Source organism: Bradyrhizobium sp. 164 (assembly GCF_023073715.1).
GTDB lineage: Bacteria > Pseudomonadota > Alphaproteobacteria > Rhizobiales > Xanthobacteraceae > Bradyrhizobium.
Window position 1 is genome coordinate 1 of sequence record NZ_JADPKA010000061.1, and the last position, 1,927, is coordinate 1,927.

Here is a 1,927-nt window from a genome sequence, read left to right on the forward strand (position 1 = left end):
GCGCGATCGTCGCGCGCGATCGCCTGCTCCAGCGCCGCAATCCATTTGCGCAGCGTCTGCATCGGCGGCTCGTTCGGCTGCGCCGCCATGATGCCGGCAACGCCGATTTCGCGGGTCGGCTCCTCGGAGGCGAATAGGATCTCGTACAGCCGCTCGCCCGGCCGCATGCCCGTGAACACGATGTCGATGTCGTAGCCGGGCTTAAGGCCCGAGAGGCGGATCATGCGCTCAGCGAGATCGACGATCTTCACCGGCTGTCCCATGTTGAGGACGTAGACCGAGACATCCGGCCGCGTCTGTCCGAGTGCGTGCGTCGCCGCCGTGATGACGAGATCGCAGGCCTCCCGGATGGTCATGAAATAGCGGACCATGTCGGGATGGGTGACGGTGACGGGGCCGCCGGCCTCGATCTGGGCTTTGAACTTCGGCACCACCGAGCCGTTCGAAGCCAGCACATTGCCGAACCGCACCGAGATCAGCCGCATCGGCGGCCTGGCGCCGCCGCTCGCTACTGCCAGATCATGGTCGAGCGCCTGGCAATACATCTCGGCGAAGCGCTTGGTCAGGCCGAGCATCGATACCGGCTCGATCGCCTTGTCGGTCGAGATCATCACCATGGCTTCGGCGCCTGCGGCAAGCGCCGCATCGGCGACGTTGATCGAGCCGAAGATGTTGGTCTTGACTCCCTCGCTCCAATCGCGCTCGAGGATCGGCACGTGCTTGAGGGCCGCGGCGTGAAACACGATGTCCGGCTTGAACTCCGCCATCAGGCGTATGATGCGCTCGCGGTCGCGGATGTCGGCAATCCGCCCTTCGATCGCAGCGCCGGAGCCGTGCGCGGCGAGCGTCTCCGTGACGGCGTAGAGTGCCGGCTCGGAATTCTCCAGAATCAGCACACGTGCAGCACCGAAGGTGACCACGCGCTCGCATATCTCGGACCCGATCGAGCCGCCGCCGCCGGTGACGATCACCGCCTTGCCCTTGATCAGCGCTTCCAGGCGCGCATAGTCGATCTTCTCGCTCGGCCGCAACAAGAGGTCCTCGACCGCGACGGCAGTGAGCCGTGGCGCCTCGCCGCTCTCCAGCGAGGGCATGCGGCTCACGATCACGCCTAACTTGCGTGCCCGCATCAGGACCGATTCGGGATGGGCTTCCGGCTCGAACGCCGACGACGTCATCACGATGCGGGCGATCGGCTTGTCGCGCTTGGAAAAGTCCGCGATGACGTCCTCGAAATCGTCGATGCCGCCCAGCACCGGCACGTTGCGGATGAGCTGGCCCAGATCGGCGCGCGAGGGCGACAATATGCCGACCGGCCAGATCCGCTTGATCGCCCCGCTCTCAATGCCGCGCAACAGCACCTCGGCATCCGCAGTCCGGCCGATCAGCAGCGTCGGCGCGGCGTCCTCGGTGCGTGCATGACGCCGCACCCGCGTATAGCGGAAGTAGCGGTAGGTCATGCGCAGCGCGCTGAGGAAGCCGATCTCGAGAAACCAGTAGAGGACGATGGTCACCTTGCCGACGAAGAAGCTGCCGCGGACGTTGGGCGCGACGAAGATGTAGTCCAGCACCAGCAGAGCGAGCGTCAGCACGGTCGCGGCACGGATGATGTTCAGCGCATCCGGCAGCGAGATGAAGCGCCACTTCGTCGTGGTCAGGTTGAAGAGGAAGAACACGACCAGGGCCAAGCCGAGGAAGTAGGGTAGGATCTGGAACAGGAGCGGCAGGCGCGCGAAGAAGCCGTCACCGCCCTCGAATCGCAGATAGAAGGCGGCAAAAAGTGCCGCCGTGGTCGCAAGCACGTCGTGCAGCGCGATCAGGAAATTGCGCGAGGTGAGATGCGAAAGACGCGTCATCCGCCGGCCGATGAAACCCAGTTAGGTGCAACCTGACGGCGCTGATAGCCCATCTCGGCAAGACATGCCAG

The 1,927-nt window shown here is 64.9% G+C and carries 1 protein-coding gene; it reads right to left on the reverse strand.

All coding sequences use genetic code 11. From position 1 onward, the window contains the following. Positions 1–1,856 (reverse strand): SDR family NAD(P)-dependent oxidoreductase (locus IVB01_RS19505; RefSeq protein WP_247494762.1); only part of this gene is annotated, 1,856 nt, incomplete at its 3' end. Positions 1,857–1,927 lie beyond the last annotated feature (71 nt).